The organism is Flexivirga sp. B27 (assembly GCF_052905685.1).
The window spans coordinates 128,205-150,733 of sequence record NZ_JBPYUM010000001.1; the positions used below are offsets into that span (position 1 = coordinate 128,205).

Consider the following 22,529-nt stretch of genomic DNA (forward strand, 5'->3'; position numbering starts at 1 on the left):
TTACCCCCATATCGGCGCGCGGGACACTAATGTTCAGCCCGTGTTGACCAACGTTGATCAGGCTGTGCGCTCGTGAGTGCACCCCCGGAGACAGCGGCGGTGACACCACCGTCCGGACCGCCGGAGCCCGTCGGACCACCCCCACAGCGCAGCGGCAGGCCGTATGGCGAGTGGCTGCTCGCGGCCGGGCTGCTCCTGCCCAACCTGGTGCTGCTGGTGATCTTCACCTACCGGCCGCTGGTCGACAACTTCCGGCTGTCGTTCACCGACTGGAACATCGCGGCGCCGGTCGCGCACTACATCGGTTTCGACAACTACAAGACCTGGTGGCACGACCCCAACTCGCACGAGGTGCTGCGCAACACGCTGATCTTCACCGTGTGCGCGGTCGGCATCTCGATGGCGCTCGGACTCGCGCTGGCGATCCTGCTCGATCAGAAGCTGCGGGGTCGCAACCTGGTCCGGTCGGCCATCTTCGCGCCGTTCGTCATCTCCGGCGCCGCGGTCGGCATCGCCTTCCAGTTCGTCTTCGACCCCAACTTCGGCATGTTGCGGGATCTGTTCCACCGCATAGGGATTCAGGTGCCCGACTTCTACCAGCGACCGGGCTGGGCCCTGGTCATGGTGACTGCGACATACATCTGGAAGAACCTCGGCTACACCTTCGTCATCTACCTCGCGGCGCTGCAGGGACGCCGCGCCGATCTCGATGAGGCCGCCGAGATCGACGGCGCGTCGGCGTGGCGACGGTTCTACAAGGTGCTGTTGCCGCAGCTGCGCCCGACGACGTTCTTCCTGTCGATCACCGTGCTGCTCAACTCGGTGCAGGTCTTCGACATCATCAACGTGGAGACGCGCGGCGGGCCGCAGGGCTACGGCACGACCACGCTGGTCTATCAGGTCTATCGGGAGACCTTCGTCAACAGCAAGGCAGGGTATGGCGCCACGATCGCGACCATCATGTTCGTCATCCTGTTGGTCATCACGGTGATCCAGGTCCGAGTGATGGATCGGGGGATGCGCCGTGACTGACAGTGTCGCGATCACCGGGGCCGACCCGGACGAGAGACAGACCGGCGCGCACAACGCCGAGGCGGCCAGCTTCGGCGGCACCGGGATGAAGATCGCCGGCTACGTCGGCATGGTCCTGGTGTTCCTGCTCGTCGCGGGTCCGCTGTTCTGGATCGTCATCACGTCGTTCAAGGAACGCCCGGACATCTACACCCAGCCGGCGCAGTGGTGGCCGGCGCACCCGACCTCCGAGGGCTATCACTCGGCGACCACGTCGATCCCGTTCTGGGACTACTTCCGCAACTCGGTGATCATCACCGCGGTGCTGTCGATCGCCAAGATCGTGCTCGGCGTGATCAGCGCGTATGCGTTGTCGCTGCTGCGTTTCCCCGGCCGCAACATCCTGTTCGTGATCATCATCGCGGCACTGATGGTGCCCAACCAGATCACCGTGATCTCCAACTACGCGCTGGTCAGCCAACTCGGCTGGCGCAACACCTACCAGGGCATCATCATCCCGTTGGCCGGCGTCGCGTTCGGGACGTTCCTGATGCGCAACCAGTTCCTGTCGGTGCCGGGCGAGATCATCGAGGCCGCCCGCCTGGACGGTGCCGGGCCGCTGAAGCTGCTCTGGCGGGTGGTGCTGCCGATGTCCTGGCCGACGCTGATCGCCTTCTCGATCATCACCGTCGTCAACGAGTGGAACGAATACCTCTGGCCGTTCCTGATGTCCGACGACAGCCGCAGTGGCACCCTGCCGATCGGTTTGACGCATCTGCAGAACAACGACGGCATCACCAACTGGGGCCCGGTGATGGCCGCGACCGTGCTGGCGATGCTGCCGGTGCTCATCGTCTTCCTCGCCCTACAACGTCACATGATCAAGGGCCTCACCGCCGGTGCGGTCAAGGGCTGAACCAGAAGGAGCAATCACATGTCTGAATTGACTCGCCGAGGACTCCTCGGCGTCGCGGGTGGCGCAGCGGTCGCCACCGGTCTGGCAGCCTGCGCAGGCACCGGGTCGGAGGGATCCGGAGGCGGTGGCAAGGGCGGCGGCGGTGACAGCAACACCATCGACTTCTGGAGCAACCACCCCGGCACCTCCACCAAGACCGAGAAGAAGATCATCGCGGAGTTCGAGAAGAAGTACCCCGACCTGAAGGTCAAGCTCACCGACGCGGGCAAGGACTACGAGGAGGTCGGGCAGAAGTTCAACGCCGCACTCGCCGGCGGCAACCTACCCGACGTCATCGTCGCGTCGGACGTCACGTGGTTCAACTTCGCACTGAACAAGCGCTTCACCGACATCGGCGCGCTCTTCAAGAAGGAGGGCTTGTCGACGGACGACTACGTCGACGGTCTCTACGCCGACTACCTGTATGACGGCAAGCACTACTGCATCCCCTACGCCCGCTCGACGGTGTTGTTCTACTACAACAAGGACGCCTTCAAGAAGGCCGGCCTGCCGGACCGGTCCCCGAAGTCGTGGGACGAGTTCAACAGCTGGCTGCCCAAGCTGCAGTCCGCGGTCGGCGGCGGCAAGCACGCGATGATCCTCGACGACGGTGCCGACTACCTGGACTGGACCTTCCAGACGATCGCCTGGTCCTACGGCGGCGGTTACTCCAAGGGCTGGAAGACCACGTTCACCGACCCCAAGACCATCAAGGCGGCCAAGCTGCTGCAGGGCTGGGGCAAGAAGGGCTACGTCAAGACGTCGGCCGACTCGGCGAGCGACTTCGGTGCCGGCCTGGGCGGTGTCCTGTTGGAGTCGACCGGAGACCTCGGCGGCTTCACCGACCTGCCGTTCGAGCTCGGCGTGGGCTTCGTGCCGGCGCCCGGCGGGGTCAAGTGCTGCCCGACCGGCGGTGCCGGACTGGCCATCCCCGAAGGCATCTCGGCCAAGCGGAAGGCGAACGCCGCGAAGTTCCTGGAGTTCCTCACCAACGCGCAGAGCACAGTCACCTTCAGCCAGGCCACCGGTTACATGCCGGTGCGCAAGTCGGCCTTGGAGCTGCCGGAGGAGAAGGCCTACCTGAAGAAGAACCCCAACTTCAAGGTGGCGGTGGACCAGCTGCCGAAGACGCGCCCGCAGGACAACGCGCGAGTCTTCGTGCCCGGCGGCGGCGCGACGATCGGGCAGGCGCTGGACAAGATCATCGCCGGCTCGGACGTCGAGTCGACGATGAAGGGCCTGGACAAGACGATCACCAAGGCTTACGAGTCGCAGGTGAAGCCGAAGCTCAAGGCCTGACGGCGGCATATTCATGGCATCGGTGTATTTCGACGCCGCGACCCGGCGGCACAAGGGCAACTCGCAGCCCTCGGTGGACAGCGTCACACTGGACATCGAGGACGGTGAGTTCCTGGTGCTCGTCGGGCCGTCCGGCTGCGGCAAGTCCACGACCCTGCGGATGCTCGCCGGCCTGGAGCCGGTCGACGAGGGGCGGGTGTTGATCAACGGGCACGACCAGAAGGGCGTGCGCCCACGCGATCGCGACGTCGCGATGGTCTTCCAGAGCTACGCCCTCTACCCCAACATGTCGGCGGAGGAGAACATGGCGTTCGCCCTGCGCAACGCCGGTGTCGGCAAGGCCGAAGCGCATGCCCGGGTGCTGGAGGCGGCGCAGATCCTGGAGTTGGAGAAGCTGCTGGACCGCAAACCCGGCCAGCTCTCCGGCGGGCAGCGCCAGCGGGTGGCGATGGGGCGCGCGATCGTGCGCAACCCCAAGGTCTTCTGCATGGACGAGCCGCTGTCCAATCTGGACGCCAAGCTGCGGGTCTCCACCCGTGCGCAGATCGCTGCGTTGCAGCGGCGCCTGGGCGTCACGACGGTCTATGTCACGCACGACCAGACGGAGGCCATGACGATGGGGCACCGCGTCGCGGTGCTGCGCGACGGCGTCCTTCAGCAGGTGGACACGCCGGAGGCGCTCTACGACCATCCGGTCAACACGTTCGTCGCGGGCTTCATCGGCTCGCCAGCGATCAACCTTATCGACGCGACCGTGCGCGACGGCAAGGCCGAATTCCTCGGTGCCGCAGTGCCGTTGGAGCGTGACCGGGGCGGTTCGGCGGAGCGCGTGACCGTCGGCATACGGCCGGAGTCCTGGACGATCGGTGATGGGCTGGCCAAGGACGGCATACCGCTGAAGGTGGAGTTGGTCGAGTCGCTCGGCGCGGAGGTCTTCGTCTACGGCCGCCCGGAGTCGGGGGGTGGGGACGGGCCACGGCTGACGATCCGCACCGACAAGAAGCATCGTCCGGACGAGGGTGAGATCGTGCGGGTGGCGCCGACCGCGGAGGAGGTTCACGTCTTCGACGCGGACTCGGGCGGGCGGCTCTGAGACTCCGCACCGAGCTCCAGGTCACCGGGCGGTTCGTGCTCGCGATCGTCGTCGTCGGCGTGCTCACCGGTGTCGTCGGCGCCGTGCTCACGCTGGTGCTGCACGGTGCCCAGCACGTCGTCTTCGGCGCCGGCGGCACGTCGTTCGCCGAAGAGGTGCGGCTCGCCTCGCCGACGCGGCGGTTGATCGGTATGACGCTCGCCGGCGTTGTCATCGGCCTCGTGTGGTGGCAGCTACGCCGGCGACTGCGCATCGTGCGGGTCCGTGAGGCGGTGGGCGCCGACGCGACTCGGATGCCGCTGCGGTCGACGGCTTTCGATGCCACGACCCAGATCGTCGCGGTCGGTGCCGGTGCGTCACTCGGCCGTGAGGGCGCACCCCGGCAGCTGGCAGCAGCCGTCGCCGAAACCGTGGCAGCCCGACTGGGCTTCGATGCGTTGCACCGTCGCGTGTTGCTCGCCAGCGCGGCTGGCGCCGGCCTAGCAGCGGTCTACAACGCGCCGGTCGCCGGCATTCTCTTCACCGCTGAAATCGTATTGGTGACAATGGATTACGTCGCCATCGCAACTGCCGCGTTGACCTGCTGCATCGCCGTCGTGGTGGCCTGGCCGGTGGTCGGCTGGGATGCGGTCTATCAACTGGGCACGCACCGGACCGAGTCAGGAGTCTGGGTCTGGGCGATCGTTGCGGGGCCGGTCTGCGCGGTCGCGGGGACGTGGTTCAACCGGTTGATGGAGGCGGCTCGTCGTGGTGAGCCGACGCGTCCGGCGCACTTGCTGCCGGTCCGGGTGACGGCGGCGATGGCACTGGTCGGACTGGTGGCGATGTTCCTGCCGGGCGTCACCGGCAACGGCAAGAGCGTGCTGGAGGCGCTGGTCGGTCGCGGCGGGTTGTCCGCAGGCGTGCTCGTGGCGCTGTTGATCGCCAAGCCGCTGCTGACCGCAGCATGTCTGCGCGGGGGACTGGTCGGGGGTCTGATCACACCGTCGATGGCGACCGGCGGCGCGCTGGGGGCGCTGGTGGCGCTGGCCCTCGGACACGACGACGGGGGAGTGACGGTGATGGTGTGCGCGATGGTCGGTGCTGCCGCGATGCTTGCGACGACACAGCACGCGCCGATCATGGCCGGGGCGTTCATGCTCGAGGTCTCGCAGGCGCCGCCCACCCTGTGGGGACCGGTGGTGGTCGCAGTCGCCGGCAGTTGGGCCGCGGGCCGCGTCATGCATCGCATAATGGTTGTCAGAACACAATAGTTGTGTGTTTATAATGGTTGGGTGAAAGCAACTGAAACGACACCGGTAGCCGTCTGGCTCAACCTGCACGCACTGGTGATGGACCACAAGTGGCTGTCGCGGGACCTCCTGCACGATCGGACCGACGGTATGCCGTGGAGCGGCTACCGCGTGCTGCGTCGGGTCGAGGGCGGCCCGCGGTCGCAGGGTGAGATCGCCGATCTGATGGGCATCGACGCGCCCGCTGTGTCGGGCATCGTGGCCGACCTGCTCGCGCGTGGCCTAGTGCTGCGCACCACCGATCCGTCGGACGGCCGACGCAAGTTGGTGCAGATCAGTGACTCCGGTCAGGACGTGCTCGACGGCCTGCGATCGGTCGACGATGTTGTGCCGGCGCCGGTCGCGACACTGACGGTCGCCGAGCGGCGCGAGCTGACCCGGCTGATCGAGAAGATGCGGACGGCCAGCGAGCATGCCTGAGGCCGTGCTGTCGCGCCGCCGCCGACTGGGCGTGCTGGCGATCTGTTGCATGAGCCTGTTCATCGTCGGCATCGACTCGACCGCCGTGAACCTGGCGATCCCGTCCATCGGGCGTGAGCTGGGCGCGACGGGCTCCCAGCTGCAGTGGGTGATCGATGCCTACCTGCTGGTGCTTGCGAGCCTGCTGATGCTCGCCGGCTCCATGGGCGACCGGATCGGACGACGCCGGGTCTTCCAGACCGGCCTGGTGCTCTTCGGCCTCGGCTCGATCTGCTGCTCGTTGGCACCGAACCCCGGCCTGCTGATCGTTGCCCGCATGCTGCAAGCAGTCGGGGGATCGATGCTCAACCCGGTCGCCATGTCGATCATCACCAACACGTTCCGCGCACCTCGCGAGCGGGCACAGGCGATCGGTGTGTGGGGTGGCGTCGTCGGTGTGTCGATGGCACTCGGCCCGGTGATCGGCGGTGCCCTGGTCGCGGGCCGGGGCTGGCGTGCGATCTTCTGGATCAACGTGCCCGTCGTGATCGCTGCCGTCATACTCACCGGGCTGTTCGTGCCGGAGTCCCAGGCCGATCGGGTGCGTCGCCAGGATCCCGTGGCGCAGGGGCTGGTGCTGGTGATGCTGGCCGCGGTGACCTACGCGATCATCGAAGGAGGGTCGTTGGGTTGGACGTCACCTGTCGTGGTCGGCTGTTTCGCGGCCACCCTGGTCGCGGCGATCGTGTTGGTGCGCTGGGAGCTGGCTCGGCGGGAGCCGCTGCTCGACCCGCGTTTCTTCCGCAGCGTGCCGTTCAGCGGAGCGGTCGTGGCTGCCGTCGTCGGCTTCCTCGCACTTGGCGGCTTCCTCTTCCTGAACACCCTTTATCTGCAAGACGTTCGGGGTATGTCGGCACTGCACGCCGGGTTGATGACGCTGCCGATGGCGCTGTCTGCGGCGTTCCTCGGTCCGGTGTCCGGACGCGTTGTCGGCGACCACGGCGTGCGCCTGCCGATGTGCGTGGCAGGGCTGGGCATCGGGTTCAGCGCGATCCTGCTGAGCCGGTTGGACGACGACACCAGCCTGGTCTACCTAGGCTTCGCCTACCTGTGTTTCGGCGTCGGGTTCGGCATGCTCAACGCGCCGATCACCAACTCCGCCATGGCCGGCATGCCGCGCGCCCAGGCCGGTGTGGCGGCCGCCATCGCCTCGACCAGCCGGCAGATCGGCAGCTCGCTCGGTGTCGCAGTGCTCCCGGCGATCGCGTTCGGACGGCTGCACGGCTCGATGGGCCAGGGGCTCGCGACGGCGACCCATTTGGCGTGGGTCGTCGTGATCGCGTGCGGGGCGGCGCTGGTCGTCCTCGCCTTCGTGGTTACCAGTGAGGTGGCGCTGCGCACCGGACGACAGGTGGCCGCCGAGCTCGGTGCGTCCTGACCGGTGGTCGAGACCTCGTGCGTCCCGACAGGTGGTCGAGTGCCCGGAGGAGCGGGCCGGACCTTGACTGGTGGTCGAGTGCCCGGAGCAGCGGAGCGGGGGAGGGTGTATCGAGACCGGGTGCGTCCTAGTGTGGAGACATGCGCGGTGAATACAAGGTCCCTGGTGGCAAGCTCGTTGCGGTCGATGTCGAGGTCGAATCCGGCCGATTGGCAAGAGTTTCCGTCTCCGGTGACTTCTTCCTCGAGCCGGACGACGCGCTGGAGGACATCGACGCGGCGCTGACCGGGATGCCGGCCGAAGCATCCGTCGACCAACTGGCCGGCGCGATCACCGGTGCGCTCGACGCCGACGTCGACCTCATCGGGTTCAACGCGGACGCCGTCGGTGTGGCCGTGCGCCGTGCCCTCGGGAAGGCCACCGGTTGGGACGATCACGCCTTCGACGTCATACCCGCGACCGTGCTGCCACCGGTCGAGCACGTCGCACTCGACGAGGTCATCGCGCACGAGGTGGCCGCGGGCACTCGCCCGCCGACCCTGCGCTTCTGGGACTGGGACTCGCCGTTGGTGGTGATCGGGTCGTTCCAGAGCTACCGCAACGAGATCGACGCGGATGGTGCCGAGAAGCACGGGATCGACGTGGTGCGAAGGATTTCCGGCGGCGGCGCGATGTTCATGGAGCCGGGCAACTGCATCACCTACTCGCTCGTCGTGCCGACGTCGATGGTCGAGGGCCTCAGCTTCGAGCGGTCCTATGCGTTCCTCGACGAGTGGGTCATGGGCGCGCTGGCCGAGGTCGGCATCAACGCCCACTACGTGCCGCTCAACGACATCGCGTCCGACAAGGGCAAGATCGCCGGCGCGGCCCAGAAGCGCTTCGCCGACGGTGCCGTGCTGCACCACGTGACGATGGCTTACAACATCGACGCCGACAAGATGCTGGAGGTGCTGCGCATCGGCCGCGAGAAGATGTCGGACAAGGGCACCAAGAGCGCGAACAAGCGTGTCGATCCGATGCGTTCGCAGACCGGGCTGCCTCGCGAGCAGATCCTCGAGACGTTCACGCGGTCCTTCCTCGCGCGCTACCGCAGTCAGTTGTCGGCATACACCGACGAGGAGTTGGCGGAGGCCCACCGGCTCGTCGAGGAGAAGTTCGGCACACAGGAGTGGACGCACCGGGTCCCGTGACCGTCTTCACGGATCGCCTTCGGCTGGAACCGGTTTCGGCCGAGTCGGCCGCTGACCTCGGGCTCGTCGTGTGTGACCCCGAGGTGTGGCCGTGGTACTCCGAGCGGTGCCCGACTCGGGCTGATGTCGAGGAGCTCGCCACCGGCATGGGGGAGTCCTGGACGAGGCACGGCGTGCACAAGTGGCTGGCGTACGACCGGTCGTCCGGGGACGTCATCGGTCGTGGTGGCCTGTCACGCACCCCGGTCGACGACGACTGGGCGCAGGTCTACCGGTTCCTTCCGCCGGACGACTGGGTCTCCGTGTCGTATGACGAGCCGGAACCGTATGTCGCACATGCCAACTGGCTTGAGCTCGGCTGGGCATTGCGGCGCCGCTTCTGGGGGCGGGGCTATGCGGCTGAGATCGGCCGTGCGGGTCTGGCGTTCGCGTTCGAGCGGCTCGCCGTCAGCGCGGTGGTTTCCTGCACGACCCGGCACAACCGGCGTTCGCGTGCGGTGATGGAGCGCATCGGTATGCGCTATGCAGGTGAGGTGCGCAGTAGAGGGCTCGTCGAAGGGGAGCGCACCGAACGCGACGACGCACCCTTCGCGACCTGTGTGCTGCTACGCGACGAGTGGTCGGTATGACGGTTCGCCGGTCTTGCGTCATCCCTGCGCGGCGGACGGTGGTGACGCACCGTGGGCGAGGTCTGCGAAGGGCAGCGGGCAGTTCGGGTTGGCTTCGCAGTCGATGAGGTCGTCACAGCCCGCGGCCTGGGCCGCGCGTAGCGTGTCGGCGACCACGTGCAGGTCTTCGATCTTGGCCTCGACCTCGGCGAGCTTCGACGCTGCGCGTTCCTGCAGCCCTCGGCTGCGCCGGGCGGGCGGATGCCGATGCGTTCCGATATCAAGCAGTTCGGCGATCTCGTCCAGGGTGAAGCCGAGCCGCTGCGCCGCCTTGATCACCCGCAGCACGGTGACGGCTTCCGGGGAGGGGTACAACCGGTGTCCGCCCAGGCTGCGGGTGGGTTCCTCGAGGAGGCCGCGGCGCTCGTAATAGCGCAGAGTCTGCGGATTCACTCCGGCGCTGGCAGCGAGCTCGCTGCTGCGCAGTCCCACCTCAGGCCGCCTGCGCCGTGGCTGCTTGTTCGGCCAGTCCGTCGAGCACGCCGCGTCTGTCGGCCGGAACCTCGATGTCCATCCACATGGCGCCCTCCCCAGCTCGGGTGAGGGTGAAGGAGAAGAAGTCGCAGCAGTCGGTCTCGCGTGCGATCAGGTCGCGAGCGGTGTCTTCGGCGTCGGCGACAAGTTCCAGCCGCAACCGCGTTGGTCCCGTGCGCTGTAACCCGCGGAGAGAGTGGGTGAACAGTCGAGCGAACTCGGCGACCCGCAGCGGCTGGTCCGCAGTGGGCAGGGTGCACGCGTCGGCCGGCACCCATTGGCGGTCATCGTCGCTCGCGCTGCCGTCGGCCGGTGTGCGCTCGGCCGTGTCGGCGAGCCAGTCACGCAACACAGTCTCGGGTTGCGCGCCGACCAGCGCGGGGGCGATGGGCTCACCTGCTCGAAGCCGGACCAAGGTCGGGGTGGCCGAGACCCCGTACCTCGCTGCCACCTGGAGGTCCTCTTCTATGTTGATCTTCACGAATCGGACACGGTCGGCGAACTCTCCGGCCAACCGGTCCAGCACGGGCGCGAGGCGACGGCAGTTGCCGCACCAGGTGGCGAAGAACTCCACCACAACCGGCCCCGGCGCCTCGCGCACGTCCTGGTCGAACTCCGCGTCGCTGACTTGTCGAACGACACCAGAACCCATGACCACTCCTGTCCCTCGTCCGCGAGCCGATTGCCCGCGTTGTCTCCACGCTAAACCGGTATCTAGGTACAGGTTGCAACCCAGGGCTCGGCCGCGGCGCACTGTGGGGGCAGTCAACAATGAGGCATGGTCATTGCTCGGTCACTCCTGCTCTTCGTCATCGCCGCGGTCGCCGAAATCGGCGGGGCATCGCTGGTCTGGCAGGGCGTTCGCGAGCACCGCGGCTGGTGGTGGATGGTCGGGGGAGTCCTCGCGCTGGGCGCTTACGGATTCGTCGCGACGCTGCAACCGGACTCGCACTTCGGTCGGATCCTGGCGGCGTACGGCGGCATCTTCGTCGCCGGCTCACTGGCCTGGGCCGTCGTGATGGATGGGTTTCGGCCAGACCGATGGGACATGATCGGCGCAGCCGTCTGCCTCGTGGGTGTAGTTGTCATCATGTACGCGCCGCGAGGCGGCGCCTGACTCACCTGCGTTCGGGCGACTCAGCCGCGGCCGAGTAGTGTCCCTCCGTTGACCTGCAGGATCTGGCCGGTGGTCCAGCCCGCGTCCGGTGATGCGAGGTAGGCGACGGCCTCGGCGACCTCGTCGGGTGTGCCGGCGCGGCCGGCCGGAATGGTCGCGGTGCGCGACGCTGCGAGCTGCGGATTGGCCGCGAGCCGCTCAGCCCAGAATTCGGTGTCCGGGACAAACCCCGGCGCCACCGTGTTGACCGTGATCCCTTCTGCCGCAACGGACTTCGCCAGATCGAGGGCCCACGCGTTGACGGCCGCCTTGGCGGCGCCATACGACCCGGATCCGCGCAGGGCAGCGATGGAACTCATCGCGACGATGCGACCGCCCGGTCGGCTGATGTAGGGGAGCAGCGCGTGTGTGAGCAGCACGGTCGGGAGGACATTGCCATCGAAGTCGGCGCGCCACGAGCGCGCGACGTCCTCCAGCGCCGGGCCGCCCCCGATGCCGTAGTTTCCTCCGGCGTTCGCGACCAGCACGTCGATCGGCCCGCCGGCAGTGATGTCCTCCGCGAGCGAACGCACCGCGTCGACGTCGGTGAGATCACAAGTGTGCGTGGTCACCTCGGCGAGATGGTCGCGCCGGCGCAGCTCGTCGGCGGTGTTGTGGAGGACGTCGGCGCGTCGACCGACCAGCATCAACTCGGGCTGTTCGACCACCAGGCGGTGCGCGATGGCCCGGCCGATCCCGGTGCCGCCACCCGTGATGAGGATCCGTCGTGCCATGCGTGCCACGCTCTTTTCCGCCGCTCGAGGTGGGTTCGACACCCGCACCGTACTGCGACCGCGAACCGGACACGCCGCGTTCCGCAGCACTCACCACCGCCGGTGTCCGCGAGGCGCGGTGTCACAACCGCTCGACGTCGGTGAGCTCCACGCTCTCGGTCTCCGGGGTGTCCGCCGGGTCGAGGAAGCGGTCGACGGCCCGGCCCGCGGCACTGCCGATGAGTGTGCCGGCGGCGACGGCCACGACCGACCCGATCGCGACCGTGACGGCGTCCAGTCCGCCTTGTCCGGTGACGATCTCGGTGGTGCTGAGCAGGCCGAGGCTGCCCGGGACCAACAGCCAGAAGGCAGGCAGGAAGACCACCAGCCGCAGCGGGCGTCCGGAGAGTCGGTGGACAAGTGCCGCCGCGAGCCCGGCCACGGTGGCACCGGCGAGCGCGCCGATGACCAGGCCGGACAATGCCTGCCCGGCGGACTGGGTGAGGAAGGTGAGGGTGAGCACCAACAGGATCCACGGTATGGCGGCACGCGACGCGGCCACGTTGATGACGATGCCGCAGCCGATCACCAGCACCCCGATGTATGGCGCGAAGGGCCCGAGGTCCTGCGCCCGGACATTGGTCAGCGCGTCGAGGTGCTCCCCGGTGACGGAGACGGCCGCGAACAGGCCGACCGCGAAGAGGACCAGCTGCATCATTCCCGAGACGAGCCGTGAGCTGCCCGCGACTGCGGCACCGGAGGCGATCTCCGACATACCGGTGACGATGACCGAGCCGGGCAGCAGCACGGCGAAGGACGCGACCATCGTGCGCAGCGTGCCTTGCAGCGGCCAGTGCTGGGCGACGAGGAGCACCAGGACGGCGACCGCGAACGATGCCAGCAGCGGCAGCAGTGTGCGCACCAGCGCGAAGCGGCGGGCGGAGATCATCAGGACCATCACCACCAGCGAGCTCGCTGCCGCGGTGAGCAGGTCGCGCCAGGTGGGTTGCAGCACCGCGCAGATGCCGGTGCCGATCGGGACGAGCGCCAGGTCACTGAGCCAGACCGGTCGGGACGACGGCATCGCCTCGATGTCGTCCAGCTCGCGCAGGGCGGCCGGGCCGTCGATCGAGCCGGACATCAGCTGCTCGTAGACGCCCTGGACGAGGGTGACCTGCTCCAGACGCAGCGAACCGGTCACCGGCTCGAAGCCGACGGCGTCGTCGCTGCTCAGCCCGGCGAAGATGCCGGTCGGTGTCGCGGCCACCCGCACGGCGCGTGCGCCCAGCCGCCCCGCGAGGAGGGTCACCTGCCACTCCACGTCGGGCACGGGCGCGCCGCCTGCGAGCAACGCGCTGCCGATCCGCAGCAGCACTTCACGCGTGGAGCCCGTCGTCATACAGACATGATGACGGGTCGGGGAACAACTGCTGTCGGTGGCGGCGTTTACGGTGGCACCATGAAGTTGATTCTGATCAGGCACAGCAAGCTTGGGACGCGACCGCGTTGCAGGGAGCTTGCGACTCGCAACGCCGGCGCGGAATAAGCCTGTATGCGACCCACTACTGACCTGCAGCGCAGCGTCGCGCCGTTCGAGGTCGTTTCTGAGTATTCCCCGAGCGGTGATCAGCCCAAGGCGATCGCCGAGTTGGCGCAGCGCGTCAACGACGGCAAGCAGGACACCGTGCTGCTCGGTGCCACGGGCACCGGCAAGTCGGCGACCACGGCGTGGCTGATCGAGCAGGTGCAGCGGCCGACCCTGGTGATGGCGCCCAACAAGACCCTGGCGGCGCAGCTGGCCAACGAGTTCCGAGAGTTGCTTCCGCACAACGCGGTCGAATACTTCGTCTCCTACTACGACTACTACCAGCCCGAGGCCTACATCCCGCAGACCGACACCTACATCGAGAAGGACTCGTCGATCAACGACGAGGTCGAGCGGTTGCGGCACAGCGCCACCAACTCGCTGCTGACCCGGCGCGACGTCGTGGTGGTCGCCTCGGTCTCGTGCATCTACGGCCTCGGCACGCCGCAGGAGTATGTCGACCGGATGCAGGCGCTCAAGGTCGGTGCGCAGATCGATCGCGACGACCTGCTGCGCAAGTTCGTGCAGATGCAATACACCCGCAACGACCTGGCGTTCACCCGCGGCACCTTCCGGGTGCGTGGCGACACGGTCGAGATCATCCCTGTCTACGAGGAGTTGGCGATCCGCATCGAGTTCTTCGGTGACGAGATCGACCGGATCTACACCCTGCATCCGCTGACCGGCGAGGTCGTGCGCGAGGAGCAGGAGATGTATGTCTTCCCGGCGTCGCACTACGTTGCCGGCCCGGAGCGGATGGAGCGCGCCATCAGCTCGATCGAGGAGGAGCTGGCGGACCGGCTGAAGACGCTGGAGAAGCAGAGCAAGCTGCTGGAAGCGCAGCGGTTGCGGATGCGCACGACCTATGACATCGAGATGATGCGGCAGGTCGGTGCGTGCTCCGGCATCGAGAACTACTCGCGGCACATCGACGGCCGCGGCCCGGGCAGCGCCCCCAACTGCCTGCTCGACTACTTCCCCGAGGACTTCCTGCTCGTCATCGACGAGTCGCACCAGACGGTGCCGCAGATCGGCGCCATGTACGAAGGCGACATGTCCCGCAAGCGGATGCTGGTCGACCACGGCTTCCGGTTGCCCAGCGCGATGGACAACCGCCCGCTGAAGTGGGAGGAGTTCCTGGAGCGGATCGGGCAGACCGTCTATCTGTCAGCGACGCCGGGTGACTACGAGCTGGCCAAGGCCGGCGGCGAGTTCGTCGAGCAGGTCATCCGCCCGACCGGGTTGGTCGACCCCGAGATCGTGCTCAAGCCCACCAAGGGCCAGATCGACGACCTGCTGCACGAGATCAACGAGCGCACCGAGCGGGACGAGCGGGTGCTCGTCACGACGCTGACCAAGAAGATGGCCGAGGACCTCACCGACTACCTGCTGGAGAAGGGCGTTCGCGTCCGCTACCTGCACTCCGAGGTCGACACGCTGCGCCGTGTCGAGCTGCTGCGTGAGCTGCGGCTCGGCGAGTTCGACGTGCTGGTCGGCATCAACCTGCTGCGCGAGGGTCTCGACCTGCCCGAGGTGTCGCTGGTCAGCATCCTGGACGCCGACAAGGAGGGCTTCCTGCGGTCCGCGCGGTCGCTCATCCAGACCATCGGCCGTGCCGCGCGCAACGTCTCCGGCCAGGTGCACATGTATGCCGACACGGTCACCCCCTCGATGCAGGAAGCCATCGACGAGACCGGGCGCCGCCGGGAGAAGCAGTTGGCCTACAACAAGGAGGCCGGCATCGACCCCACCCCGCTGCGCAAGAAGATCGCCGACATCACCGACATGCTGCAGCGCGAGGACGCCGACACCGACGCCCTGATGGGCAGCGGCCGAGCGCAGTCGCGGGGCAAGAGCGACGGCCGGGGCAAGCGTGGTCTGCGCGGCGCGGTCGCTGCCGACGGTGAGGTCGCGGGTGCCGGGCGAGTCTCGGGGCTGCCGGCGTCCGATCTGGCCGGGCTGATCCAGGAGCTGACCGAGCAGATGCACCAGGCCGCAGCCGACCTGCACTTCGAGCTCGCGGCCCGTCTGCGCGACGAGTTGGGCGACCTCAAGAAGGAGCTGCGGCAGATGGAGGCCGCCACCAAGTGAGCCGGTGACCGGACGCTTCTACTACGTCACGTAGGATCTGCGACATGGTCTCCACTCTCGACGACGAGGCTGCCGCCGCGAGCGTCACCTCCAGCAAGCCCGCGCTCGCCTTCAAGATCGCCGCGTTCGCCGAAGCCGTGTCCTGGATCGGTCTGCTGATCGGCATGTTCTTCAAGTGGATCGTGCAGTCCGGCGACGTCGGTGTCCGCGTCTTCGGCCCGATCCACGGCACCATCTTCATCCTGTATGTCATCAGCCTGCTGTGGGTCTCGACGTCGCACAAGTGGTCGGCGAAGGACACCCTGCTCGGCCTGTTCAGCAGCATCCCGCCGCTGATGACGGTGTGGTTCGAGCGTCGCGCCGAGCGTCGGGGCGCGCTGGTTCGGCATACCGCCTGAGCGATTCCCGCGCACAACCGGCAACGGTCGCTGCTTGTGTGCGGGGATTCCGGGGATTTCCGTCCATAACCGGCAACGGTCGCTGGGTGTGTGAGTGGGTCGGCTCTGCTGCGTGCGTAACCCGCGACTGTTGAGGGTTGTGCGCGTGAATTGGCCAGATCTCGCGCACAACTCGCGACTGTTGAGGGTTGTGTGCGTGGATGCGGCCGATTCCGCCCGAAGTGCCGACGGTCGGTGTGTCGGGACGCGTTTCGGGGAGGATCCTGTCCCGAAGTGCCGACGGTCGGTAGGTCGGGACGGGCTCGGTTCAGCCGGGGGCGACGGCGTTCCCGGTGATCAACGCGGCAACCCGCTTGCCGCGCCATCGGTCCGCGGTCGCCCGCAGGTAGGCCACCGAGGCAGCAGCCGCGCCTTCGATGGTCAGGCCGTCCTCGGTCGACAGCAGCTCCATCGCCTGTCGTATGTCGTCCTCGCTCATCGTCACGATCTCGTCGATGACCTGTTGCGCGATCCGGAACGTGTAGTGGTTGTCGGGGCCGAGGTCGCCCAGCAATGAGGTCGCGACCGTTTCGACCTCGGGCACCGGCACCGGGTGACCGACCCGAAGCGAGCGCAGCATCGCGTCCGCCCGGTCCGAACACACGCCGATGACCAACGCCTCCGGCCGAATCGCCTTGGTCGCCAAGCCGATCCCGCTGATCAAGCCGCCACCGGACACCGGCACGATGACAGCGTCGAGATCGCGCAGGTCGGCACACAGTTCAACCCCGATGGTGCCCTGTCCGCTGATCACGTCGGGGTGATCGAAGGGCGGCACGAACGCATATTCGTGCTCGGCAGCGAGCCGGCGAGCGGCGTCGAGGGCGGCGCTCTGGTCAGCGCACGAGGTGTCGACGGCGGCACCGAGCTCCTCCAGCGCCTGCACCCGATAGGCCGGGACCGAACTCGCCAGGAACGCCGTCACCGGCAGCCCGAACCTGCGTCCCATGTAGGCAACCGCCCGGGCGTGATTGCCGGTCGACGCGGTCGTGACTCCAGTGACCGAACCCGCCCGCTGCGCCGTCAGGATCGCATTGCAGGCACCACGCACCTTGAAGCTGCCGGTCGGTTGCTCGATCTCGAGCTTCAACTGGACGTCGCCGCCGGTCAGCTCACTGAGCACGGAGCTGCGCAGCAGAGAGGCGCGAGTGACATGCGGACGGATGCGCTCCTGCGCCGCGCGGATCGACGCCAGGTCGGGCAGCTCGGGGCGTGCCATCGCCTCAGGCACCTCCGCTCGGCACGAAGCCGAGCTGCTTGTCGACCGGATGCGGCAACTCCTCACCTGCCAGCCACAGCTCGGCGAGCCGGACGAACTGCGCGGCCAGCGCATCCAGCCAGCCGGAGGAGTCGCCGGACAGGTGTGGCGAGATCGTCAGCGTCGGCACGTCCCACAGCGGGGACTCCTCCGGCAGCGGCTCCTGCTGGAAGACGTCGAGTGCCGCACCCGCCAGCTCGCCGGAGGTCAGCGCGTCGACCAGGTCGGCTTCCACCACGCTCTGACCACGCCCGACGTTGACGAAGTATGCCGAGGGCTTCATCGCGGCGAAGACCTTGCGGTCGAAGAGGTTTCGCGTGTCATCGGTCAGCGGGGTGACGTTGACGACGATGTCGAAACCACCCACCGCGGACGGCAGGTCGGAGCTGGCGATGATCTCCCCGAAGTCCGGGTCGCCGGTCCGTGCGGTGCGGCCGGCGCCGGTCACGTCGACGTCAACGGCCCGCAACAACCTGCCGATGTCCCGGCCGATGGCGCCGGTGCCGACGACCAGCGCCCGGCGCCCCCGCAGCGGCTCGGTCTCGCGATGCAGCCACACGTGGTCGCGCTGCAGGTCGTAACCCTCGCGCAGCAGCTTGAGGTGGGCCAGCACCGAGGCGAGGACGAATTCGGCGATCGGCCGGTCGAAGATGCCGCGCGCGTTCGTGACGACAACGGACGAGTCGCGTAGTTCGGGAAAGAGCAGTTTGTCGACCCCGGCGGCGGCGACGTGGATCCAGCGCAGCCGGTCGCACTGTCGCCATACACCTTCCAGGGCGGAGGAGAAGAAGTCCCAGAGGAACAATGCGTCGGCGCCCTGCACGGCTTCCTCGAGCCCCGCCGCGTCGGTGTAGCGGAACGTCGCGCGACCCTCCAATGTGGCCAACCCCGGCGGCCGGTCCGCGGGGTCGGCGACGAGCACTGTGATGACGGGCAGTGGTGTGGTCACTCCGCCACTAAAAAGGTGCCGTGTCTGATTGTCAACAATCGAATCTGGATGCACCATGATCTTGTGAGTCAGACAGTCCCCGAGGCCACCACGAGTGGCCTGCGTTCCCGGCCTTTCCCGGAGCAGGAGTACCTGGACCGCCTCGTGGCGGTTCAGCAGAGTATGGCGGAGCGTTCGATCAGTTCGCTGATCGTCGCGGACCCCGCGAACATCTACTACTTGACGGGCTACAACGCGTGGTCCTTCTACATGCCGCAGTGCCTCATCGTCCCGGTCGAGGGTGATTGCCACCTGTTCACCCGCACGATGGACGCGGCGGGGGCGCACTACACGGCGTTCCTGCCGTTCGACCGAATACACGGCTACCCGGACTACCTGGTCAACCGCCCCGACGCGCACCCCTTCGACTGGATCGTCGAGCGTGCCCTGGAGGTCGGTGTCCTGGTCGACGAGGTCGGTGCGTATGTCGCCGCCGAGCTCGACGCGCACTTCTTCTCGGTGCGCAGCTACCTGTCGATCCAGGCCGGGTTGCGCACGTCCTGGCTGGTGGACAGCAACGAGCTGGTCAACTGGGTCCGGGTGCGCAAGTCACCGCTGGAGCGGGAGAAGCTGCACACGGCCGGCAAGATCGCCCAACGGGTCATGGAGACGGCGCTGCAGGAGCTGGAGCCCGGGCGCCGCCAGTGTGATGTCGTCGCCGAGATCCAGTACGCCCAGGCGCTCGGCGCGCACAAGCTCGGTGGTGACTATCCCGCGATCGTCCCGATGCTCCCGACCGGGGAGACGGCCGGCACTCCGCACCTGACCTGGAGTGACCTGCCCCTGCAGAAGGGTGAGGCGACCACCATTGAGCTGGCCGGTGTCTTCCACCGCTACCACGCGCCGCTCGCGCGCACGGTCGTGCTGGGCAAGCCGCCGCGCAAGCTGGTCGAGTGCGCGGACGCCACGAACGAAGCGATGGTCGCGCTGCTGGAGGAGATGCGGCCAGGGGTCCGCACGTGTGACGTGCACCGTGCGTTCAGCCAGACCATCGGCCGCTACGGCTTGACCAAGGAGTCCCGCATCGGCTACTCGATCGGTATCGGATATCCACCCGACTGGGGCGAGCGGACGATGAGCGTCCGACCCGAGGACGAGACCGTGATCGAGGAGGACATGGCCTTCCACGTCATCCTCGGAATGTGGATGGACGGCTGGGGTTATGAAACCTCCGAGTCGATGCTGATCGGTCCGAAGGGCCCGGACCTGTTGACCAATGTGCCGCGAGGACTGACCGCGAAGGAGTGATTGCCGTGGCGAGAACACGCTTCCCACTGGCCGCCAGAAGCACCGACCTGGTGGGGTCGGTGATCGATTCGAGCACGTCCCTGCTGGCCAAGCAGCAGCACGACATCGTGCGTTTTGCGATGGGCAGTCCGGCTCCCGAGGCCGTGCCCTCAGAGGTGTTGGGGGAGTTGGCCCGGGCCGAGCTGAGTCGGCCGGACGCCTACGACTACGCCGCCAGCGAGGGTGACCCGCGACTGAGGGAGGCGCTGCTGGCCGACCTGGACGGCACGACCGACCACACCACGCCGGAGCGACTGCTCATCACTGCCGGTGGCATGCAAGGGCTCGATCTCGCGTTCAAGCTGTTCGTCGACCCGGGCGACCTGGTGGTGGTCGAGTCACCGACATACACCAACGGTTCGGCGACCGCGATGTCCTATCAGGCGCAACTGCTCGAGGTGCCTGTCGACGACGAGGGCATGCAGGTCGACCGGCTGGAGGAGATGGTCGAGCAGGCGGGCCGAGCGCCGAAGGCGATCTACGCCATACCAACCTTCCAGAACCCGTCCGGCGCCTCGATGTCGATCGAGCGTCGCCACCGGTTGATCGAGTTGACCCGGCGGTGGGGGAGCCTGTTGATCGACGACGACCCCTACGGGCGGCTGCGGTTCGCCGGCGACGATGTGCCGTCGCTGCACGAGTTGGCCGACGGCGACCCGCTCGTCCTGTCGGTGCGCACCTTCTCCAAGATCATCGGCCCCGGGCTGCGAGTCGGTTGGGTCGAAGCCGACCCTGCCCTGCAGCAGCTGCTGATCAACGCCAAGCAGGCGATGGACACCTGCACCAACCTGCCGCTGCAACGACTGATCGCCGCGTTCCTGGAGGGCGGTCACCTCGGCGAGCACCTGGCCACGCAGCGAGTGGCCTACCGGGAGCGCAAGACGGCGATGCAGGAGGCGCTGGTCGAGCACTTCGGTGACGAGATCCGGTGCACCGACCCGGAGGGCGGCTTCTTCCTGTGGGTCACCTTCGGCGAAGAGGTGGACACCGAGGCGCTCTTCGAGCGGGCGCTCGCCGACGGGGTCGCCTTCATCCCCGGCAACGCATTCTCGCCGAGCAAGTTCTTCCCCAACGCGGTGCGTCTGTGCTTCGCCTCGAGTCAGCCGGACCGGATCCGTGAGGGTGTGGCACGGCTCCGCACTGCCGTCGACCACGTGAAGCAGGGCGCATGACCACGACGTCCGGTTCGCCTGGGACACAAGAGGTTTCGGACCTCGAGCGTCGCGCTCTCGAGTTGGTCGACGAGGCCGATCTGGTCGCGTTGACCCAGGCCCTCGTCCGCATCCCGGGGGAGAACCCGCCGGGGGAGGAGGCGGCACGGGTCGACGCGTTGGTGGCTGCCTGTGAGCAGCGCGGCCTCGCCGTCCGGCGCACCAGTGCAGCAGAGGGACGCGACAACGTCAGCGTCACCACGGCCGGTGGGGACGGTCCGCGACTCCTGCTGCTCGGACACACCGACGTCGTCCCGGTCGGCGAGGGCTGGAGCGTAGAACCGTTCGGTGGCGTCGTTCGCGACGGGCGCATCTTCGGGCGGGGCGCCACTGACATGCTCGGTGGCCTCGCGGCGAGTGTCGTCGCGATGGACGCGGTGCAGCGCGCTGTGGCCGAGACCGGCACTCGCCTGTCCGGACGCATCGAATTGGCGGCGACCGTCGACGAGGAGGAGGGCGGCATCGGCATACGCAGGTTCATGCAGGACGAACCGCCGGCCTACCTCGGGTGCATCACTGCGGAGCCGACCGATCTGCAGACGATCATCGCGGCGCGCGGCGACTGCTACCTCGACATCACCGTGCACGGTCTGGCCGCGCACGCGGGTCGCCCGTCGGACGGACGGAACGCGATCTACGGTGCCGCGCGCGTGATCGAGTCGCTGCGTGCCTGGAACGACGAGCTGGCTGCCGCGCCGCATCCGCTCGTCGGCCCGGCGACGTGGAGTGTCGGGATCGTCACCGGTGGGCAGGGCACCGCGATCGTGCCCGCCACCTGCCGGGTCCAGTCGGACCGCAGGCTGTTGCCGGGGGAGGACCCCGACGCCGTGCTCCGCGCCGTCAACGCGCGCATCGATGCGCTCGACCTGCCCGCCGACGGTTTGCGTGCCGAGGTCGAGATGCCCATGAGCATGCCCGGGTTCGAGACGTCCGAAGACGCCGGTTTCGTCCGGCACGTCGACCGGGCGCTCGCCGACTCCGGTGGTCCCGGGCTGCCGCTCGGCGGGTGGACCGCAGCGTGCGACGGCGGCTACGTCAGCCGTGACTTCGGGGTGCCCACGGTCGTGCTCGGCCCCGGGTCGGTCAACGAGCAGGCGCACCGACCGGACGAGTCGGTGTCGATCGAGGAGCTGATGACGGCGGCGCGCACCTATCTGCGGATCGCCGTGCGGTTGCTCGGGACGTCGGACGGCGCGCAGGTATGACGAGGAACGGCGCCAAGGTGCGTGCACTCAAGCCGGTCGAGCAGAAGTCGACCGCCGCGATGATTGCCGACAGCGTCCGCGGTGCACTCGAACGCGGTGACCTGCCACCCGGTAGCCAGCTGGGTGAGGCCGACCTCGCCAAGCAGCTCGGCGTCAGCCGGGGACCGCTGCGCGAGGGTCTGCAGCGGTTGACCCAGGAGGGATTGCTGCTGTCGATCCGCAACCGCGGGCTGTTCGTGATCGAGATGACGCCGGAGCGGGTGCAGGACATGTATGTCGCCCGACAGGCCGTCGAACGAGCGGCCGCCGAGCAGATTCATCTCGGCACGCCCGACGAGGCCGGGGTCGAGCTGCTGAAGATCACCGAGACGATGAGCGCGACAGCAGAGGCGGACGACCCCGGCGGGGTGGGCGAAGCGGACGTCGAATTCCACGACGTGCTCGTCCGGTTGGCCGGCAGCCCGCGCCTGTCCCGGATGCACCGGACGCTGCTGACCGAGACGCGCATCGGCATACACGCGCTCGATCCGACATACGAAGGCAATGACGACCGCGCGGCAGAGCACCGGGCGATCGCGCAGTCGTTCATCGACCGTGCGCCGGAGGAGACCGACCGGCTGCTGCGGCTGCACATGGCGGATGCGGTGCGGCGGCTCACTTCCGGCGCCGCCGGCTGACATCTGCGCATAACCCTCAACGGTCGCGGGTTATGCACGAGATCTCGCCGATCCCTGCGCATAACCCTCAACGGTCGTGGTTTGTGTGCGAGATCTTGCCAA

The 22,529-nt window shown here is 67.8% G+C and carries 22 protein-coding genes; 16 read left to right on the forward strand and 6 right to left on the reverse strand.

What is annotated here, in order from left to right; genetic code table 11:
- Positions 1-72 precede the first annotated feature (72 nt).
- The 9 genes from ACSZL9_RS00585 (at position 73) to ACSZL9_RS00625 (ending at position 9,306) form a co-directional block, all read left to right on the forward strand.
- Positions 73-1,032, forward strand: a complete 960-nt coding sequence (locus ACSZL9_RS00585) for a carbohydrate ABC transporter permease (protein WP_446663512.1) — start codon at positions 73-75, stop codon at positions 1,030-1,032.
- Entirely contained in the window at positions 1,025-1,927 is a 903-nt protein-coding gene (locus ACSZL9_RS00590) for a carbohydrate ABC transporter permease (protein WP_446663513.1), read from the forward strand. The genes ACSZL9_RS00585 and ACSZL9_RS00590 overlap by 8 nt, the downstream gene beginning before the upstream one ends.
- Before the next feature lie 18 nt (positions 1,928-1,945).
- On the forward strand, positions 1,946-3,265 hold the full coding sequence (locus ACSZL9_RS00595) for an ABC transporter substrate-binding protein (RefSeq protein ID WP_446663514.1): 1,320 nt from the start codon (positions 1,946-1,948) through the stop codon (positions 3,263-3,265).
- A 13-nt stretch (positions 3,266-3,278) separates the two neighbouring features.
- Positions 3,279-4,358 (forward strand): ABC transporter ATP-binding protein, encoded by a 1,080-nt coding sequence (locus ACSZL9_RS00600; protein ID WP_446663515.1) that lies wholly within the window; start codon positions 3,279-3,281, stop codon positions 4,356-4,358.
- Positions 4,359-4,393: 35 nt separating this feature from the next.
- Complete coding sequence (locus ACSZL9_RS00605; protein WP_446663516.1) at positions 4,394-5,611, forward strand: chloride channel protein; 1,218 nt, start codon at positions 4,394-4,396, stop codon at positions 5,609-5,611.
- A 21-nt stretch (positions 5,612-5,632) separates the two neighbouring features.
- Positions 5,633-6,070 carry a MarR family winged helix-turn-helix transcriptional regulator gene (locus tag ACSZL9_RS00610; RefSeq protein ID WP_446663517.1) on the forward strand — a complete coding sequence of 146 codons (438 nt, stop codon included), beginning with the start codon at positions 5,633-5,635 and terminating at the stop codon, positions 6,068-6,070.
- Positions 6,063-7,487: an MFS transporter gene (locus ACSZL9_RS00615; protein ID WP_446663518.1), complete on the forward strand. Its 1,425-nt coding sequence runs from the start codon at positions 6,063-6,065 to the stop codon at positions 7,485-7,487. The genes ACSZL9_RS00610 and ACSZL9_RS00615 overlap by 8 nt, the downstream gene beginning before the upstream one ends.
- Positions 7,488-7,627: 140 nt before the next feature.
- Entirely contained in the window at positions 7,628-8,677 is a 1,050-nt protein-coding gene (locus ACSZL9_RS00620; protein ID WP_446663519.1) for a lipoate--protein ligase family protein, read from the forward strand.
- Entirely contained in the window at positions 8,674-9,306 is a 633-nt protein-coding gene (locus ACSZL9_RS00625; RefSeq protein WP_446663520.1) for a GNAT family N-acetyltransferase, read from the forward strand. The genes ACSZL9_RS00620 and ACSZL9_RS00625 overlap by 4 nt, the downstream gene beginning before the upstream one ends.
- Before the next feature lie 18 nt (positions 9,307-9,324).
- Here the strand turns inward: ACSZL9_RS00625 and ACSZL9_RS00630 are convergent, their stop codons facing one another.
- Both ACSZL9_RS00630 and ACSZL9_RS00635 read right to left on the reverse strand, forming a co-directional pair.
- Positions 9,325-9,777 (reverse strand): MerR family transcriptional regulator, encoded by a 453-nt coding sequence (locus tag ACSZL9_RS00630; protein WP_446663521.1) that lies wholly within the window; start codon positions 9,775-9,777, stop codon positions 9,325-9,327.
- Between the two features lies 1 nt (position 9,778).
- Positions 9,779-10,471, reverse strand: coding sequence for a thioredoxin family protein (locus tag ACSZL9_RS00635; protein WP_446663522.1), 693 nt, complete (start codon positions 10,469-10,471; stop codon positions 9,779-9,781).
- Between the two features lie 126 nt (positions 10,472-10,597).
- Between ACSZL9_RS00635 and ACSZL9_RS00640 the strand changes: the two genes are divergently transcribed.
- Positions 10,598-10,936: a YnfA family protein gene (locus ACSZL9_RS00640; protein WP_446663523.1), complete on the forward strand. Its 339-nt coding sequence runs from the start codon at positions 10,598-10,600 to the stop codon at positions 10,934-10,936.
- A gap of 20 nt (positions 10,937-10,956) precedes the next feature.
- Here the strand turns inward: ACSZL9_RS00640 and ACSZL9_RS00645 are convergent, their stop codons facing one another.
- The gene (locus tag ACSZL9_RS00645; RefSeq protein ID WP_446663524.1) at positions 10,957-11,709 is read right to left on the reverse strand and encodes an SDR family NAD(P)-dependent oxidoreductase; all 753 of its coding nucleotides are present in this window, start codon (positions 11,707-11,709) and stop codon (positions 10,957-10,959) included.
- A gap of 121 nt (positions 11,710-11,830) precedes the next feature.
- Positions 11,831-13,087 carry a threonine/serine ThrE exporter family protein gene (locus ACSZL9_RS00650; RefSeq protein ID WP_446663525.1) on the reverse strand — a complete coding sequence of 419 codons (1,257 nt, stop codon included), beginning with the start codon at positions 13,085-13,087 and terminating at the stop codon, positions 11,831-11,833.
- Positions 13,088-13,240: 153 nt separating this feature from the next.
- Here ACSZL9_RS00650 and uvrB point away from each other — a divergent pair, with 153 nt between their 5' ends.
- The gene (uvrB, locus tag ACSZL9_RS00655; RefSeq protein WP_446663526.1) at positions 13,241-15,364 is read left to right on the forward strand and encodes an excinuclease ABC subunit UvrB; all 2,124 of its coding nucleotides are present in this window, start codon (positions 13,241-13,243) and stop codon (positions 15,362-15,364) included.
- A gap of 44 nt (positions 15,365-15,408) precedes the next feature.
- Complete coding sequence (locus ACSZL9_RS00660; RefSeq protein WP_446663527.1) at positions 15,409-15,762, forward strand: DUF3817 domain-containing protein; 354 nt, start codon at positions 15,409-15,411, stop codon at positions 15,760-15,762.
- 307 nt (positions 15,763-16,069) lie between these two features.
- Here ACSZL9_RS00660 and ACSZL9_RS00665 read toward each other — a convergent pair whose 3' ends face one another.
- Together ACSZL9_RS00665 and ACSZL9_RS00670 are read right to left on the reverse strand one after the other, a co-directional pair.
- Positions 16,070-17,020, reverse strand: a complete 951-nt coding sequence (locus ACSZL9_RS00665; RefSeq protein ID WP_446663528.1) for a pyridoxal-phosphate dependent enzyme — start codon at positions 17,018-17,020, stop codon at positions 16,070-16,072.
- A gap of 4 nt (positions 17,021-17,024) precedes the next feature.
- Positions 17,025-18,008 carry a D-2-hydroxyacid dehydrogenase gene (locus ACSZL9_RS00670; RefSeq protein ID WP_446663529.1) on the reverse strand — a complete coding sequence of 328 codons (984 nt, stop codon included), beginning with the start codon at positions 18,006-18,008 and terminating at the stop codon, positions 17,025-17,027.
- Between the two features lie 63 nt (positions 18,009-18,071).
- On the opposite strand from ACSZL9_RS00670, the gene ACSZL9_RS00675 reads away from it, so the two are divergent.
- Genes ACSZL9_RS00675 through ACSZL9_RS00690 form a run of 4 tightly spaced genes read left to right on the forward strand, consistent with a single transcriptional unit; the run spans position 18,072 to position 22,427 of the window.
- Positions 18,072-19,295 carry a M24 family metallopeptidase gene (locus tag ACSZL9_RS00675; protein WP_446663530.1) on the forward strand — a complete coding sequence of 408 codons (1,224 nt, stop codon included), beginning with the start codon at positions 18,072-18,074 and terminating at the stop codon, positions 19,293-19,295.
- Between the two features lie 5 nt (positions 19,296-19,300).
- Positions 19,301-20,506 carry an aminotransferase-like domain-containing protein gene (locus ACSZL9_RS00680; RefSeq protein ID WP_446663531.1) on the forward strand — a complete coding sequence of 402 codons (1,206 nt, stop codon included), beginning with the start codon at positions 19,301-19,303 and terminating at the stop codon, positions 20,504-20,506.
- Positions 20,503-21,750 carry a M20 family metallopeptidase gene (locus ACSZL9_RS00685; protein WP_446663532.1) on the forward strand — a complete coding sequence of 416 codons (1,248 nt, stop codon included), beginning with the start codon at positions 20,503-20,505 and terminating at the stop codon, positions 21,748-21,750. The genes ACSZL9_RS00680 and ACSZL9_RS00685 overlap by 4 nt, the downstream gene beginning before the upstream one ends.
- The gene (locus tag ACSZL9_RS00690) at positions 21,747-22,427 is read left to right on the forward strand and encodes a GntR family transcriptional regulator (protein WP_446663533.1); all 681 of its coding nucleotides are present in this window, start codon (positions 21,747-21,749) and stop codon (positions 22,425-22,427) included. The genes ACSZL9_RS00685 and ACSZL9_RS00690 overlap by 4 nt, the downstream gene beginning before the upstream one ends.
- Positions 22,428-22,529: the final 102 nt, after the last annotated feature.

Coding starts and splice junctions, on each gene's coding strand:
- ACSZL9_RS00600 (WP_446663515.1), top strand. CDS start 3,279: ATGGCATCGGTGTATTTCGACGCCGCGACCCGGCGGCACAAGGGCAAC.
- ACSZL9_RS00620 (WP_446663519.1), top strand. CDS start 7,628: ATGCGCGGTGAATACAAGGTCCCTGGTGGCAAGCTCGTTGCGGTCGAT.
- ACSZL9_RS00665 (WP_446663528.1), bottom strand. CDS start 17,020: ATGGCACGCCCCGAGCTGCCCGACCTGGCGTCGATCCGCGCGGCGCAG.
- ACSZL9_RS00595 (WP_446663514.1), top strand. CDS start 1,946: ATGTCTGAATTGACTCGCCGAGGACTCCTCGGCGTCGCGGGTGGCGCA.
- ACSZL9_RS00660 (WP_446663527.1), top strand. CDS start 15,409: ATGGTCTCCACTCTCGACGACGAGGCTGCCGCCGCGAGCGTCACCTCC.
- ACSZL9_RS00645 (WP_446663524.1), bottom strand. CDS start 11,709: ATGGCACGACGGATCCTCATCACGGGTGGCGGCACCGGGATCGGCCGG.
- ACSZL9_RS00615 (WP_446663518.1), top strand. CDS start 6,063: ATGCCTGAGGCCGTGCTGTCGCGCCGCCGCCGACTGGGCGTGCTGGCG.
- ACSZL9_RS00650 (WP_446663525.1), bottom strand. CDS start 13,087: ATGACGACGGGCTCCACGCGTGAAGTGCTGCTGCGGATCGGCAGCGCG.
- ACSZL9_RS00685 (WP_446663532.1), top strand. CDS start 20,503: ATGACCACGACGTCCGGTTCGCCTGGGACACAAGAGGTTTCGGACCTC.
- ACSZL9_RS00690 (WP_446663533.1), top strand. CDS start 21,747: ATGACGAGGAACGGCGCCAAGGTGCGTGCACTCAAGCCGGTCGAGCAG.
- ACSZL9_RS00640 (WP_446663523.1), top strand. CDS start 10,598: ATGGTCATTGCTCGGTCACTCCTGCTCTTCGTCATCGCCGCGGTCGCC.
- ACSZL9_RS00635 (WP_446663522.1), bottom strand. CDS start 10,471: ATGGGTTCTGGTGTCGTTCGACAAGTCAGCGACGCGGAGTTCGACCAG.
- uvrB (WP_446663526.1), top strand. CDS start 13,241: ATGCGACCCACTACTGACCTGCAGCGCAGCGTCGCGCCGTTCGAGGTC.